The sequence below is a fragment of the Daejeonella sp. genome, assembly GCF_030695525.1.
GTDB lineage: Bacteria > Bacteroidota > Bacteroidia > Sphingobacteriales > Sphingobacteriaceae > Daejeonella.
Map to the genome: position 1 here is coordinate 191,944 of NZ_JAUYSS010000047.1, position 14,756 is coordinate 206,699.

Annotated in this window: 11 protein-coding genes; 8 read left to right on the plus strand and 3 right to left on the minus strand. The window is 40.0% G+C overall.

Going from position 1 to position 14,756, the window contains the following annotated elements:
* Positions 1 to 256: 256 nt before the first annotated feature.
* The 7 genes from Q8S11_RS11015 to Q8S11_RS11045 all read left to right on the plus strand — a co-directional run bounded on the left by Q8S11_RS11015 (position 257) and on the right by Q8S11_RS11045 (position 7,317).
* Positions 257 to 1,513, plus strand: coding sequence for an MFS transporter (locus tag Q8S11_RS11015; RefSeq protein WP_305662146.1), 1,257 nt, complete (start codon positions 257 to 259; stop codon positions 1,511 to 1,513).
* A 35-nt stretch (positions 1,514 to 1,548) separates the two neighbouring features.
* Positions 1,549 to 1,884, plus strand: a complete 336-nt coding sequence (locus tag Q8S11_RS11020; protein ID WP_305662147.1) for a hypothetical protein — start codon at positions 1,549 to 1,551, stop codon at positions 1,882 to 1,884.
* 109 nt (positions 1,885 to 1,993) lie between these two features.
* On the plus strand, positions 1,994 to 3,673 hold the full coding sequence (locus Q8S11_RS11025; RefSeq protein ID WP_305662148.1) for a GMC oxidoreductase: 1,680 nt from the start codon (positions 1,994 to 1,996) through the stop codon (positions 3,671 to 3,673).
* 11 nt (positions 3,674 to 3,684) lie between these two features.
* Entirely contained in the window at positions 3,685 to 4,251 is a 567-nt protein-coding gene (locus Q8S11_RS11030; protein ID WP_305662149.1) for a gluconate 2-dehydrogenase subunit 3 family protein, read from the plus strand.
* Between the two features lie 114 nt (positions 4,252 to 4,365).
* Positions 4,366 to 4,887, plus strand: coding sequence for a hypothetical protein (locus Q8S11_RS11035; protein WP_305662150.1), 522 nt, complete (start codon positions 4,366 to 4,368; stop codon positions 4,885 to 4,887).
* Complete coding sequence (locus Q8S11_RS11040) at positions 4,884 to 5,672, plus strand: DUF1828 domain-containing protein (protein ID WP_305662151.1); 789 nt, start codon at positions 4,884 to 4,886, stop codon at positions 5,670 to 5,672. The genes Q8S11_RS11035 and Q8S11_RS11040 overlap by 4 nt, the downstream gene beginning before the upstream one ends.
* A 190-nt stretch (positions 5,673 to 5,862) precedes the next feature.
* Positions 5,863 to 7,317: a Gfo/Idh/MocA family protein gene (locus Q8S11_RS11045; protein ID WP_305662152.1), complete on the plus strand. Its 1,455-nt coding sequence runs from the start codon at positions 5,863 to 5,865 to the stop codon at positions 7,315 to 7,317.
* A gap of 127 nt (positions 7,318 to 7,444) precedes the next feature.
* Here the strand turns inward: Q8S11_RS11045 and Q8S11_RS11050 are convergent, their stop codons facing one another.
* The 3 genes from Q8S11_RS11050 to Q8S11_RS11060 form a co-directional block, all read right to left on the minus strand.
* Positions 7,445 to 8,431, minus strand: coding sequence for an acyl transferase (locus Q8S11_RS11050; protein WP_371135151.1), 987 nt, complete (start codon positions 8,429 to 8,431; stop codon positions 7,445 to 7,447).
* A gap of 398 nt (positions 8,432 to 8,829) precedes the next feature.
* On the minus strand, positions 8,830 to 9,180 hold the full coding sequence (locus Q8S11_RS11055) for a hypothetical protein (RefSeq protein WP_305662153.1): 351 nt from the start codon (positions 9,178 to 9,180) through the stop codon (positions 8,830 to 8,832).
* A gap of 28 nt (positions 9,181 to 9,208) precedes the next feature.
* Positions 9,209 to 11,650: a penicillin acylase family protein gene (locus Q8S11_RS11060; RefSeq protein WP_305662154.1), complete on the minus strand. Its 2,442-nt coding sequence runs from the start codon at positions 11,648 to 11,650 to the stop codon at positions 9,209 to 9,211.
* Between the two features lie 221 nt (positions 11,651 to 11,871).
* On the opposite strand from Q8S11_RS11060, the gene Q8S11_RS11065 reads away from it, so the two are divergent.
* The gene (locus Q8S11_RS11065) at positions 11,872 to 14,748 is read left to right on the plus strand and encodes a TonB-dependent receptor (RefSeq protein ID WP_305662155.1); all 2,877 of its coding nucleotides are present in this window, start codon (positions 11,872 to 11,874) and stop codon (positions 14,746 to 14,748) included.
* Positions 14,749 to 14,756: the final 8 nt, after the last annotated feature.

Sequence of the window (14,756 nt, forward strand, 5' to 3'; positions counted from 1 at the left end):
ATATTCTGAGGATGTTAAACGATCAAGATGGCATTTAATTGAGTATGATTATTAAAAATAAAAATATACATTTATTTTAAACAAACTATTGAAATACCCCTTGATATATTTTGTTAAGGGTATATACCGGCAGGTTTAATTTACATGGTGTATTTTAAACACTTTAATTTAAATATTTTAAATTTATTTATGAGTCATCTGATTCGCAGGTCATATTTTTTATTCAGCTCCTTAATTTAGTTCAACCAAGCATTTTATGAACCTGTTCACCCGTATTAAATTATCACTCATGATGTTCCTCGAATTTTTTATCTGGGGTTCATGGTTTGTTACACTTGGGACCTTTCTCGGCAGGAATCTCCTCGCTAATGGTTCCGAAACTGCAGCGGTATTTTCCACTCAGTCTTTTGGTGCCATTATAGCCCCTTTTATAATTGGTTTGATCGCCGACAGGTATTTCAATGCCGAAAGGATACTTGGTATTCTTCATCTGATTGGAGCCATTTTAATGTCTCAGATGTATTATTCAACCGACTTTTCAGGATTTTATCCTTATGTTTTTGGGTATATGATCCTCTTTATGCCTACCCTTGCATTGGTTAATTCAATTTCATTCAACCAGATGAAAAGCGCCGAAAAGGAGTTCTCTTCGATTCGTATTTGGGGTACTATTGGCTGGATCGTTGCTGGCTTGTGTATTAGTTTCCTGTTTAACTGGGACTCATTCGAAGGGGTATCGGATGGACTTTTAAGGAATACCTTTGCCATGGCAGGGATTTCTTCAGTGATACTGGGACTTTTCAGTTTCAGCCTCCCAAAAACTCCGCCAACCGTAATTAAAGGAGAAAAAGTGGCTTTGTCAACTTTATTGGGATTTGACGCCCTTAAAATGCTTAATAATAAGAATTTTCTGATTTTCTTTATTTCTTCGATATTAATATGTATTCCACTGGCATTTTATTATCAAAATGCAAACCTGTTTCTTACTGAAATCGGAATGGAAAACCCAACCGGTAAAATGACCATCGGGCAGGTATCAGAAGTTTTATTTCTGCTGCTCTTACCCATTTTCTTTAGTAGGTTCGGGTTCAAAAAGACTATTTTAGTTGGGATGATCGCATGGGCTGTCAGATATGCGCTGTTTGCATATGGAAATGCAGATGAACTGAGCTCCATGCTAATTGTAGGTATAGCATTACATGGTATTTGTTATGACTTTTTCTTTGTTTCAGGACAGATTTACACGAATTCAAAAGCAGGCGAAAAATATAAAAGCGCAGCCCAGGGTTTAATTACACTGGCCACCTATGGTATAGGAATGTTGATCGGGTTCTGGGTTGCCGGAATAGTCAGCGATGCTTATAAAGTATCAGAAACTCAGCACGACTGGGAAAAAATATGGATGCTTGCTGCTGGCATAGCGGCAGTAGTTGCAGTTTTGTTCTTTTTTACCTTTAGTCAGTCAAAGGAAAGTTTTGAAAGAAGTATGGATAAGAGTCTTAATGAAATATGAATTGGGTATTTTCAGATCTTATTATTTTCAAATAAATGCTTAATATTCAATCATTAAGAGGTAATATTAATCAATCAGTTTGCCGCTGGTGCTTTGATGAGCTTTCGATTGAAGAGTTATGCAAGCTTGCGATAGAAATCGGGCTGGTGGGTATCGACCTGCTTGGGCCCTCAGACTGGCCGGTTCTGGAAAAATATGGACTCAAGTCCACTTTGTGTAACGGTGCAGAAATTAGTCTTGAACAGGGCTGGAATAATAAGGTTTATCCTTCGGAATTACTGAATAAAGGTTACGTTGCTCAGGAATTCATTCCGTTGAAACCTGACAAAGCCGGATCACTGAAGGAGGCTGTCAGGATTTGTGACGTTTAGAATAGAGAATAAAGAATAAGGAACAAAGAGTAAAGACGATGAGCTGTATGTTTCTTGTTCTTTGCTCTTTAATCCAAGAATAAAGGAATATTAAACAATAAATAAGAATATGGCTGATAATACGTATGATGCAATAGTAATCGGTTCAGGAATCAGTGGTGGCTGGGCTGCCAAGGAACTCACCGAAAAAGGGCTGAAAACTATCATGCTTGAACGTGGTCGCAACGTTGAACATGTCAAGGGTTATGAAAATGCGACCAAGGGTCCATGGGAATTTCCCCATAGAGGCGGACGCACCCAACAGATGATTGAAGATTATCCGGTATTAAAAAGAGATTACCCGCTCAGTGAAAAGAATCTTAATTTTTGGGCAAGTGATCAGGATAGTCCTTATACCGAAGTCAAACGTTTCGATTGGTATCGTGGATATCATGTCGGCGGAAGATCACTGATGTGGGGGCGTCAAAGTTATCGTCTCAGTGAAATGGATTTCGAAGCCAATTCTAAAGATGGTATTGCGGTCGACTGGCCAATAAGGTACAAGGATCTTGAGAAATGGTATAGCCACGTGGAGCGCTTTGCCGGGATAAGTGGAACAAGAAATGGTTTAGCTCAGCTTCCTGATGGTGAGTTTCAGCCCGGTATGGAAATGAATGTGGTTGAGAAAGAGGTAGCCGCCCGTATCAAAGCACATTATAAAGGTGACCGTCACATGGTTATAGGGAGAGCAGCTAATTTAACAAAGGCGCTTCCAGGACGTACAAATTGCCAGTACCGTAGTAAATGTTCTTTGGGTTGCCCTTTCGGGGGATATTTTAGTACGCAGTCTTCCACCCTGCCAGCAGCAGTAGCGACAGGTAATTTAACCCTGCGTCCTTTTTCAATCGTAACTAAAATACTTTATGATAAGGATACTAAAAAGGCAAAGGGTGTGGAAGTACTTGATGCAGAAACAAACAAAACATACGAATACTTTGCGAAAATAATCTTTCTGAATGCCTCAACCCTGAATTCGACCTGGATTCTGATGAATTCGGCTACAGATATCTGGGATGGCGGACTTGGAAGCAGCAGCGGAGAATTGGGGCATAACCTGATGGATCATCATTTCCGCCTTGGGGCATCCGGTAGAATGGAGGGCTTTGAGGATAAATACTATTTTGGACGGAGACCAACGGGAATTTATATCCCAAGGTTCAGGAACATAGGCAATGACAAACGGGATTATATTCGGGGATTTGGGTATCAGGGTGGAGCAAGTCGCGAAGGCTGGGGCCGCAATGTAGCCGAAATGAATATTGGAGCTGATTTTAAGGATGCTTTATGCGAACCGGGAGCCTGGACAATGGGAATTACAGCATTCGGTGAGACACTACCTTATCATGAGAATAAAGTCACTCTCGACAAGAACAAAAAAGATAAATGGGGTTTGAATGTTTTGGCAATTGATGCCGAGATCAAGGAGAACGAGCTGAAAATGAGAAAGGATATGATGGAGGATGCGAAGGAAATGCTCGAAACTTCCGGGCTCAAGGATGTGAAAACGTTTGATACAGGTTATGCCCTGGGGCAAGGAATCCATGAAATGGGTACAGCCCGTATGGGACTCGATCCGAAAACATCGGTACTAAATAAATTTAATCAGGTTTGGGATGCGCCCAATGTATTTGTTACCGATGGTGCAGCAATGACTTCGGCTGCCTGCCAGAATCCATCACTAACTTATATGGCTTTAACAGCACGTGCTGTGGATTATGCGTTTAGCGAACTGAAAAAAGGAAATATTTAATTCAGGAAATTATGAACAGAAGAGAAGCAATACAGCAAGTGAGCTGGATTTTGGGAGGAACTATTATCGGTTCAAGTATTTTTCTTGAATACGGTTGTAATTCCGGAAATCAGCAAACCTCGGATTTTTTTGATAAATCGACTACTGAGCTGCTAGATGAAATAGCCGAGACCATACTGCCTAAAACCAACACGCCCGGAGCAAAGGAAGCTAAAGTGGGTGAATTTATGAATGTGATGGTTAAGGATTGTTATACCAAGGCTGATCAGGAAATTTTTAAAGCCGGGATACAGAGTCTGGATAAAGGATGTAAGGATAAGACCGGAAAAATCTTCATGGACTGCAGTCCGGAGGAGCGTACTTCATATCTTAGTACACTTGATTCGGAACAAAAGGCTTACACCGAAAAGAAGTCAAAAGAAGATCCCGCTCATTATTTCAGAATGATGAAGGAATTAACCCTTCTGGGCTTTTTTACTTCTGAAGTTGGAGCAACAAAGGCTCTGAAATATGTTGAAACACCGGGAAGCTATAATGGAAACCTGCCCTATAAAAAAGGCGATCGTGCCTGGGCTTAAGCAGAATAATTATCATTATTACATTGTTATGCCTCACATTAAAGACGATATTACCAGCAGGTTAACGAACGGTAAAAACAGTAAATTTGAAAGGTAAGATTAATAGAAAATAGAATGACCGTTGATTTAGCTGAATATCTTATTGGACTTGACAAATATGTTGTTCAGAATGGTGAAATCACAAGCACCTTTTTGTTGGATATTCAGTTCCCCATGAGTTTTCGACTGACACTTTCTACACCGGACGATTTAGACCAGAATTTGTTGATTGACATTAAAGAAAGTGACAAGAAATCGTTGAAAATTAGTCTTCACCATCAGGACAATAGCACTCAAAACGGTTTATTAAGAATTGATTATAACGGAAGACATTTAAACCCAGTCGATATTATTCAAACAGTACCTGAAATTTTCCGACCTTTTGCAGGACAATGGTTGGATGATTACGCAGGTCATATCCATTATGTAGTAGACGGTTATAAACCTTTAGCTTGGGCTATACCTTTGGAATTAGATGACTTTCCGGTGAAGGAAGTAAATGGCAGAGAAGACTACGCACAAACGCTTAATGCATTCTTTCTGAAAATCAACCTGAAAACTACCATTACCTTCAACCATCAAATGAGAATATTATGAATTGGATAAATGCATTAATGGAAGATTATTATGCTTTTCTAAAGGAAAAAACTTTAGTAACAGCCAATAATTCATCTACTTGGGTAGAAATAAGTACCCCTTTTGTTGGGTTGTTCAATGATACGGTGGACATCTACGCCAAAAAGGAAGGCAATAAAATCATTCTCTCTGATGATGGCAATACGCTAAGAGATTTGGAATTGAGTGGACTTGAAATAACCCGTTCGCCCAAAAGAAAGGAAATACTTGACCGAATTCTCATTAATTATGGTGTACGAATAAATAATGAAGAATTAACCACGGAAGCAACCGAGAGAGATTTTCCGCAAAAAAAGCTGAACCTAATTTCTGCCATTTCTGAAACATCCGATATGTATTATTTGGCGAAACATACCGTAGCTTCGGTTTTCAGAGAAGATGTAAAAGCGTATTTGGATGAACAAGAACTCATTTATACACCTTATTTTATTTCTAAGGGTAGCACAGGACTTGAATTTACTTTTGACTTCCAAATTGCTTACAGAAATACAGAAATCGTGATTAAATCATTCAACTCTGTAAACAAAATGAATCTGCCTCATTTCTTGTTCACTTGGGATGACATTAAAAAAGTGCGAGAGCAACAAACCCAAAAGGAAATAATTGGACTAGCCGTTATTAATGACATTGATAGAGAAGTTAGTGACGAATATCTATCAGCACTTGACAACAAAGGAGCCCAATATATCCTTTGGAGCCAACGACATACACCAGAAAATATTAATAAACTCAAACTAGTAGCATAGACTATTAAACTCATTTGAATTACAAGACATAGTAAGAAATGAATGAAGGGCGAATGGATAACACAGATTTGGCGAAAGTGGACAGTTCAGTGCTCCGTAGTAACATTTGTGGTTAATCAAACATTGATTTTCCGCATTTTCATTTGTGGTGAAAATCGCCACCTTAAACAAGACCAAAAATGAAATATTTATGAAAGAAGAAAAAAAGTCTGGTAGGTCCAGAAGAGATTTCGTAAAAACTACCGCCTTCGCCGCTGCAGGTTTTATGATTGTACCCCGCCATGTTTTAGGAGGCAAGGGTTTTATCGCACCAAGCGATCGTTTGGTAATTGCCGGTGTTGGTGCCGGTGGTAAAGGAACGAGTGACCTTACCGGGTTTGCGAGTGGAGGAAAGGCAGAAATCGGATTTTTATGTGATGTGGATGATCGCAGGGCTGTCGGATCAGTTAAAAATTTCCCAAAGGCAAAATACTATAAAGACTGGCGCGAGATGTTTGATAAAGAATCAAAACATTTCGATGCGGTTTCGGTTTCAACCCCCGATCACAATCACGCAATTACCACCCTTGCGGCAATGCAGTTGAAGAAACATGTGTATGTTCAGAAGCCTCTTACTCATGATATTTATGAAGCCAGGATTCTAACAGAAGCTGCTGTCCGTTATAAAGTAGTTACTCAGATGGGTAATCAGGGTGCATCCAGTGATGGTACACGTAAACTAATAGAATGGTATAATGCCGGTGTGATTGGCGACGTGCATACCGTGTATTGCTGGACCGACAGGCCAGTCTGGCCGCAGGGAATTGCCTGGCCTGAAACAAAAAGTGATATACCCAAAGAACTCGATTGGGATTTATGGCTTGGTACTGCACCTCAGACAAATTATGTTGATAAACTGGTGCCATTTAACTGGCGCGGATGGTGGGATTATGGTACAGGAGCATTGGGGGATATGGGTTGTCATCTGGTTGATGCACCATTCCGGGTTTTAGGCTTGAAATATCCTACCGACGTAGAATGCAGTGTAGGAAGTGTATATGTTGATCAATTTAAACGGGGATACTTCCCTGAAAGCTGCCCCCCATCTTCTCATGTCATAATGACTTTTAACTCGGGCAAACAAAATAATGCAGAGGTTAAAATGCACTGGATGGATGGTGGAATTCAACCTGCACGCCCACAGGAGTTAGACCCTGACGAGATATTTGGAGATGGCGGGAATGGAGTGTTATTCATTGGTACCAAAGGCAAAATGCTTTGTGATACCTATGGTAAAAATCCAAGACTGTTGCCAGCATCACGTAATGCTGAGATCAATGTACCTGCAACACTTGCAAGGGTTCCGGGACAAGAGGCAGGACATTATACCCAATGGGTTGATGCGGCAATTGCCGGATATGGAAAGCAGGAGGTTAGTTCAGACTTTTCTATTGCAGGTCCTCTGACAGAAGCCCTTTTGATGGGTAATTTGGCTATCCGGGGATTTGATATCCGTAAGCCAAATGCCGCAGAAAATGGGTTTACCTATCCCGGACGATATAAAAAACTGCTTTGGGATGGTCCAAATATGAAAATTACCAACTTTGATGAAGCCAATCAGTTTGTCAAGCGGGAATATCGTAAGGGATGGACGCTGGGAGCTTAGTAGTAAAGTTGTAAGTTATAAGTTATAAGTTGTAAGTTTTATGGCTGCTTCATTTAATGTGAAGTAGCCATAATGTCTTTGCTCCTTGCTCTTTTCTCATATCTCACATTTCATATCTCACATCTCATCATTGCACAAGTAAATTACATCCTCTGATATCGCTGTGATCGAATCTTCCCAGGACTTCAAAACTACCATCGGGATAAGATTTTCCAAGATCCTGAGTAGCAATAAACGAACAGGAGTGGACATTTGCAAGATCGATAATATTAAGCCCCCCTGTAGATTCATTTCCAAGCAGAGTAAGTGGATCATTGGTGTCCCTGACTCTTACTTTCATCCATGGTGGAGTATGAAAAATTCCTGATCCTTTGGAATAAGCCTGAGAGAGCAGTTCAGTCATTCCGTATTCTGAATGGATTACAGGAACCCCAAATCCTGCACACAGGATATCATGCAGTTCTGTTCTCAGAATTTCGCGTCGTTTTCCTTTCATTCCCCCGGTTTCCATGACAATAAGCTCCGGAAATTCAAGGGAATAGCTTTCAGCAAAATCCAACAGGGCATAGGTCACACCAATCAGTATGGTAGGAATTTCAGAAATTTTAAGTTGCTCAAGCGTATGCTTTAAAAGACCATGATCATCCAGAAAATAGCCACTTATTTGATGTTTGCTTAAGCTAATCAGGTCATTGACCATATAGATCAGTGATGATCCTTCCCGTTCAAGGTAGGAGGGAAGCAAGGCCAGAACAGTGTATTTACTGATATCGCCATAAAACATGTTAAATGCTGTCCTATAGCTTTGTATATAGAAATCAATATCGTGTACAAAATGCCTGCTCTGGCTTAGTCCGGTAGTGCCTGAACTGCTGAAAACGATATTAGGCTCGTCTATTGAACAACTAATTTTCTGACTTTTGAAGAATTCTATTGGTAAAAAAGGAATACTGTTAAGGTTCTTTACCTCCCGGATATCAGTCCCAAGATTGCTGACAAAGCGACGATAAACTTCGCAATTCCTGAACTGGTAGTCAAAAATTTCAAGTGCCAGCTGCTCAAATTCCAGAGAACCAGAAACAGAGAAAATACGATCCGGGTTTATGTGTTGCACGTACAAAGATAGGAAATGAGGTGTTAGTTGATAATTGATAGTTGACAGTTGAGAATGGAGAGTTGAGAATGGACAATTGAACAAATTCCCTGTTTCCCCATTTTCTATTCCCAGTTATCAAAAGAACTATAAATATCTTTATTCCTTGTTCTTTGCTCCTTGATCAAGTAAAAAGCAGAGGGATTTCCGGACTCGAGTCACGCTCAAGCCTTGTCGTGCCCTTGTTCTACCCCTCCTGTATCGGTATAAGGTTTGCATGAAATTCTTTGAAGGGAATATTATTTTGAAGTAAAACCAATATAGCAAAAAATTAGATCATATCTGCAAAATTTCAATGAATTTTGAATTGTCAACGGCTATTCTTCATTCTCAACTCTCCACGCGATAGTTATTGGGTCTCAACTTTTCCGAACTGCTTCCTTAACGTAATATCCCGAAAGTCCCGAAAACCCTGCTGCAAGTCCGCCGATAATTCCAGTAAGCAATAAGACAATTATCCATTTTAATGAAGTATCCGGCAGATTTAGCATGCTTCCAACCCGGTTAGCAAGGATATTTTCATTCGGGAGAGTATGAATCAATCCCATACCTATCCATAAGAGTAATATAGCCAGAAATGCAGAGCCGAAGGCCTGCTTACCGGATTTCGCCATCAAAAAAGAAAGACCGAATGCAATAGGTGAAATGATCCACCAGGGCAGAAAAAGTTGTAAGATCAGTGAAACTATAGCGATAATTAGAACAAGCATGATTTTTGAATTTAATATTTTAGCGGGTTTATTTTTTACTTAGTTTCCAGGAAGAAATGATGCGGTTTGATTTCTCATCTTTTGCTTTGAGGTAAACCAGTTCATTTAGTTTACCTTCCGACCAGGTATCGATCATATCATCGTAATAATGGCTACCCGGATTCCCCGACTCGCCCCCGGGGAAAACACCATATGCCTTTACATCCTTTCCAAGTGCAACGATCATCCGCCATGAAGGGCCATTGCTTTGGCTGGTTGCATTAACCGAGGTTTTTGATCCGCCATTGTACAGGAATTTTGATCCGAATCCCGCCACCTTGGCCAGATGGGGGACGTGGGTCTTTTTCAAATTAGCCCATGCCCAGTCTCTGTCTAAAGGACCGAATTTTCGTTGCAAACTGTCGATGGCAAATTTAAATGAGGCATTGACCAGATCAGCACGGCTTTCTTTTTTTGCAGTTTTTACATTATCCCACCATACTGCATCGGGCTCATTAAGTAGCAATTCAACATTCCTGTCGCGGGATGGATATCGCATTGGTATTTTCGGATCTCCAAAATCATCCTGCCAGATTTGAATCTCCAGATTCTTATGCCAGAGTTCAAATATGCTTGCCCCGATTTCATCCGCATCGAAGAACTTATTCCATTTGCTGACTATGTTAAATCCTTCACGTTCACTAGCATTAAGCTTCTCGGTATCCACCAGACTGACTAATGTCGGTAAAATGTTTTCTGCAAGAATACTGTAATTATCGTTCTGTAAGTTTTGAAGGCTATCGACGTTTGCCTGAGTCATTACCGAAAGTCTTTTATTAATACGGTGTGAGCGTTCATACCCAGAATATTCCCAGTTAAGGTAATATGGATAGCTCTGGTCAGAAGGAAACTGATTTGCTGAGCTTACAAAATTCCGTTCCGGGTTTTTAACAGTCGGGTTATGCTCTGCCGGAATCCGTCCTTTCCAGTCGTTTGCAGGGTCTGTTCCATCCAGTAAAAACTTTCCCTGCCCCTTCCATTTCAGTGGAAAATAGCCGGTTGGTGTGATCGCGATATCATTTTCAACACTGGCAAACACAAAATTCTGTGCTGGGGCAGAAAAATAAGTAAGCGCTTTACGATAATCAGCATAATTTTTTGCCTTGTTAAGGGAGATGAAAGTCCTGACATCATTTGATCCGATGTGCGCAACCCATTTTAAGGCATGTCCGCTCGGAATATTATTGATCTTTGAAAAATTATCAGGTCTTTGTTCGATGGTATAAACTACTGGTCCATGATGGGTGTATAAAACCGTATCGGTAACCGTTTGACCATTGCTAATCTTTATAGTCTCTATTCGTTGCTTTACGGGATTCCATTTGTTATCGAACCAATATTCCTTTTTTGAAGCATCTTTAAACTTAATATTGTACCAGTCAAGAACATCAGCACCTACATTGGTTACCCCCCAGGCCACATCCTTATTGAAACCGATGATAATGCCCGGCGAACCAGGAATGGAAACTCCGCAGGCATTCATATCAGAACTTGCAAGCTGGATCTGATACCAGATAGCAGGCAAGGTAAGGTCTAAATGGGGGTCATTGGAAAGTAATGGATAACCGCTGTCGGTTTTATTTCCTGAAAGTGCCCAGTTATTGCTCCCAATACCTTCTTCTTTTTCTTTTGTTTTTATATTGTAAGTAGTTTTATTTTCACTGATGGCAGGCATTTCTGGGATGTTTACCGGATCAAAATCCCATTTCGTTCCGACTGGTATAATCGGGTCCTCTCTGAATGGGTAATCCGGAAAAAGATTTTTTGTAATCTCAGGCCCATATTTCTGCAGTATATTATTCATATAGAATTCATTGGAACCTCCAGCAAGGGTCGCTGACATGAGTTTCAGTAATAAGGCAGAATATAAAGGTTGCCAATCTTCGGGTTCATAATTCAACAGCTTGAATTCAATTGGATAATCCGCGGGTTTTAAAGAATGAATGTAGGCGTTTACACCTGATGAATAGGCATCCATAATCGCCTTGGTCTCGGGATCCTTCATCATTACTTCGACCATATTTTCGGCACCGAAGCTCATTCCCATACGTCGCTGGTATCGATCCAGTTCAATCGCTTTTGGACCAACAACCTCCGAGAGTCTCCCGGAAGCAAAGCGCGTCTGAAAATCCATCTGCCATAATCTGTCTTTCGCAGTGATATAGCCCTGAGCAAAATACAGGTCATGATCATTATCGGCGAAAATATGAGGGATCATCTGATCATCAAAATGGATTTCAACCTGTGCGTTCAAGCCTTCAATTGTTAAATCCTTTTCCATTGCCTGGTCTTTACTCTCAGCATTAGCCCAGAAACCATTGAATGGATCAAGGAACCTGGCAATTGGGGGAATGTCACCAAACTTATTATTTAGTGCATAGATCAATGCACAAGTAAAAAGAACTGAAATGGTCGCTTTAACTATTTTCATGGGATTTTTAAAAGACTAAATATGTTAAAAATTAATAGTTAATTCCAAATATTGTTTACTTAATTATTAGTTAAAAAAAGTCGGAATTCTTCGATTCTTGTGTAAAAACAAAGGATTTTGCTATGCAAGCATAAAAAAAATTCAAAATCCTTTGTTTGAATTAAAATATTACAGTATTTTGTATAGTTAATATGTATTTAACCAATATAAATCTAAGAATTATGAACAGAAGCTTTACTCGTTTTACCTGTTTTCTAGTCCTGCTTACAATGACCATATCAATGGCCTTTGCTCAGAGCATAACTATTTCGGGAACTGTTACCGACAAACAAACAAATGAAACCTTACCCGGAGTTTCTATCAATGTAAAAGGCAAATCTATTGGGACATCAACAAATTCAGATGGTAAATTTGTTTTCAGTACTACCGAGAGTACTCCCTTCACAATTGTGATCAGTTATCTTGGTTATAAGTCAATCGAACAGGAAGTAAGAGCATCGGTTTCTGATTTGGTATTTGCTTTGGAATCACAGTCTATACTTGGACAGGAAGTTGTAGTTGCTGCTTCTAGAACGCCTGAGCGGATTTTGGAATCTCCGGTTTCAATTGAGCGATTCGGACAAGCCGCCATCCGCGAAACTGCATCACCAACCTTCTATGACGCCCTGAACAATCTGAAAGGGGTTGAGATGAGTGCACAAAGTTTAACCTTTAAATCAATCAATACCAGAGGTTTTAATGCCAATGGTAACACCCGTTTTAACCAGTATATAGATGGTATGGATAATCAGGCGCCGGGTCTGAATTTTTCTGTGGGTAATATTATAGGTATTTCTGAACTGGATGTTGATAATGTCGAACTTCTTCCGGGTGCTTCATCCGCCTTATACGGTGCAGGTGGTATCAACGGAACGATGTTAATGACCTCTAAAGATCCATTTACATCAGAAGGTGTCAGCTTTTCGTTCAAGAAAGGATTAAACCATATAAATGATCCTCTGCGTGAAACACAACCATTTGAAGAAGCCGGAATAAGGGTTGCCAAGGCATGGAATAAATTTGCATTTAAAACTACTTTTTCTTTCCTGCAAGCTGATGATTGGCAGGCAGCAAACTATTCAAATTTTGATCGTACAGCCAGAACCTTTAAAAGTGGTAACCGCAGTTCTGATCCTAATTATGATGGTATAAATAGCTATGGTGATGAGGTGAGTCAAAATATGAGAATTATTGCAAATTCAGTTCAAACAGCAACTAATGCCGGTGTCGCAGCAGCAACAGGTGGTGCCATTCCGAATATTATTGGAATGATCAATGCATCTCTTCCTCCAACAGCTACACCTGCTCAGATAGGCGGATTTTTGAGTGCTTTTCCTGCTGCATTAAGACCTACTATTCAAAATGTACTTCCTTTCAATTTCGGTTTGAGAGCGGGAATTATTCCTGATCAGGCAGTTTCAAGGACTGGTTACAATGAGGCTAATCTTGTCGATTACAATACCAACTCATTGAAAACCTCGACCTCATTACATTATAAACTGAGTAATACAGTTCAAGCCATTTTGCAGGCTAACTGGGGTTCTGGAACTTCTGTTTATACCGGTTCTGATCGTTATTCACTCCGTAATTTCAGTATAGGACAGTACAAACTGGAGTTAAAAGGACAGGATTTTTTACTTCGTGGTTATACCACGCAGGAACGTTCAGGAGATTCGTACATTTCTTCCATCCTGGGAAGTTATATCAATGAAACATCTAAGGCAAGTACAACCTGGTTTCCACAATATATCGGTAATTATGTTGGTGCCCGTTCTGCCGGATTACCTGATGCTCAGGCTCATGCAATGGCATGTTCTGTAGCTGATCAGGGAAGATTTGAACCGGGTTCTGCAGAGTTTGCAGCTGCCAAACACAAAATCATGAACACAACTATCAGTTCAGGTCTTGGAGCAAAGTTTGATGATAAAAGTAACTTATGGCATTATGAAGGAATGTATAATTTCACAAATGCATTAAAAGGTGCTGTTGAACTTCAGGTTGGAGCCTCGTTTAGAAGATATGATCTGAATTCTGCTGGTACTGTATTTGATGACCTTAACCGTACAATTGATATTGATGAGACCGGTGCCTTTATTCAAATGGGTAAAAAGTTAGGTGAATCATTCAAATTAGCTGTTTCTGGACGTTATGATAAGAATATGAATTTTGAAGGACGTTTTACACCAAGAATTACCGGTGTATATACTGTTGCACCTAACAACAATATCCGATTGTCATACCAAACAGGATATCGTAATCCAACTACACAAAATCAGTATATCGACCTTTCTGTAGGTGGAGGTTCAACCCGCTTGATTGGTGGTTTGCCTGAGATGGTTCAGAAGTATAACTTGTATACCAATAAACCATTTACTGATGTCAGTTACAGGAATTTCCTGGCTTCAGCTTCAGCAGGTGCTGCAAATCCTTCTTTATTGCAGACATACTCATTTGATGCTAATGGTGTTAGACCTGAAAGTGTGAAAGCTTATGAACTTGGATATAAAGGATTGCTTGGAAGTAATGTATTGATTGATGCGTATGGATACTATAATACATATAAAGATTTCATTACAGCTATCGAGGTGTTCCAGCAAAATGGAACTGCATTTACCAAGTTTGGTGTTCCGGTTAATGCTGCCGGTGATGTTTCTGCCTATGGAATGGCTCTTGGTATGGATTATTTAATCGGAAAATTCAATCTGAATGGTAATATTTCATACAACCAGATTGGGGACCTTCCAACCACTTATGTAAATGATTTTAACACTCCTAAAGTACGCTATAATCTGGGAATCAGTAACCGCAGTATCGCGAAGAATGTAGGTATGAATGTTTCCTACCGCTGGCAGGATTCTTTTTACTGGGCATCAGCCTTTGCATCCGGTGCAGTTCCATCATTCGGAACTGTAGATGCGCAGGTGAATCTGAAAATCCCTTCCGTAAAAGGAATGGTGAAGATCGGAGCATCAGATATCTTTAATAGATACTATATAACATCATACGGAAACCCTGAGATGGGTGGTATGTATTATGTCGGATTTACGTTTAATCAATAATATTAAAT

Coding starts and splice junctions, on each gene's coding strand:
- Q8S11_RS11020 (WP_305662147.1), top strand. CDS start 1,549: ATGCTTAATATTCAATCATTAAGAGGTAATATTAATCAATCAGTTTGC.
- Q8S11_RS11030 (WP_305662149.1), top strand. CDS start 3,685: ATGAACAGAAGAGAAGCAATACAGCAAGTGAGCTGGATTTTGGGAGGA.
- Q8S11_RS11045 (WP_305662152.1), top strand. CDS start 5,863: ATGAAAGAAGAAAAAAAGTCTGGTAGGTCCAGAAGAGATTTCGTAAAA.
- Q8S11_RS11060 (WP_305662154.1), bottom strand. CDS start 11,650: ATGAAAATAGTTAAAGCGACCATTTCAGTTCTTTTTACTTGTGCATTG.
- Q8S11_RS11040 (WP_305662151.1), top strand. CDS start 4,884: ATGAATTGGATAAATGCATTAATGGAAGATTATTATGCTTTTCTAAAG.
- Q8S11_RS11055 (WP_305662153.1), bottom strand. CDS start 9,180: ATGCTTGTTCTAATTATCGCTATAGTTTCACTGATCTTACAACTTTTT.
- Q8S11_RS11015 (WP_305662146.1), top strand. CDS start 257: ATGAACCTGTTCACCCGTATTAAATTATCACTCATGATGTTCCTCGAA.
- Q8S11_RS11035 (WP_305662150.1), top strand. CDS start 4,366: ATGACCGTTGATTTAGCTGAATATCTTATTGGACTTGACAAATATGTT.
- Q8S11_RS11025 (WP_305662148.1), top strand. CDS start 1,994: ATGGCTGATAATACGTATGATGCAATAGTAATCGGTTCAGGAATCAGT.
- Q8S11_RS11065 (WP_305662155.1), top strand. CDS start 11,872: ATGAACAGAAGCTTTACTCGTTTTACCTGTTTTCTAGTCCTGCTTACA.